The organism is Kitasatospora sp. NPDC056531, assembly GCF_042794375.1.
In the GTDB taxonomy this organism is placed as follows: domain Bacteria; phylum Actinomycetota; class Actinomycetes; order Streptomycetales; family Streptomycetaceae; genus Kitasatospora.
This window is the reverse complement of record NZ_JBHTTU010000135.1, coordinates 1-603: the sequence shown is the minus strand read 5'-3', so window position 1 is coordinate 603 and position 603 is coordinate 1. Positions and strand designations below refer to the sequence as shown.

Genomic DNA, 603 nt, shown 5'->3' with positions numbered 1-603 from the left:
GCCTCGGTCCCGGTGGCGGCGGCGTTCGGGGTGCTGTGGCTGCCGCAGCTCGTGGTGGTGGCACTGGTGATCGGCTTCGCGAGCGTGGTCTTCGACGTGGGCAACTCCACCTTCCTGCCCACCGTCGTCCCGAAGGAGCAGTTGACCTCCCGCAACAGCCTGGTCTCCGGCAGCATCGCGGCCACCGACCTGGCCGGGCCCTCGCTGGGCGGCGTCCTGGTGCAGCTGCTCGGCGGCGCGGCGTCGATGCTGCTGGACTCGGTCAGCTACCTCGCCTCGGCGGCGCTGCTGGGCAGCCTGCCGCGGGCCGAACAGCCGGCCGCCGGGCCGGCGGGCGGTGCCGGCATGCGCGAGCAGATCCGCGAGGGCTGGCGGTTCGTCACCCGGCACCCGGTGATCAGGCCCTGTGTCGCCGTCGCCACCGCGGTGAACTTCGTCTGCGGCGGCCTGATGACGCTCACCCCGGTGTTCCTGGTCCGCACCCTGGACGCACCGGCCGCGGCCGTCGGCGCCCTGATGGCCACCGGCGGCCTCGGCAGCCTGCTCGGCGCCGCCGTCACGCCCCGCCTGGTCGCCCGGATCGGCACCGGCCGCACGCTCTCC

General features: G+C 75.1%; 1 protein-coding gene. It reads left to right on the top strand.

Annotation, left to right across the window (positions count from 1 at the left end; translation table 11 throughout):
- Nucleotides 1–603 (top strand): MFS transporter (locus ACFQ87_RS41455; protein ID WP_380616140.1); only part of this gene is annotated, 603 nt, incomplete at both ends.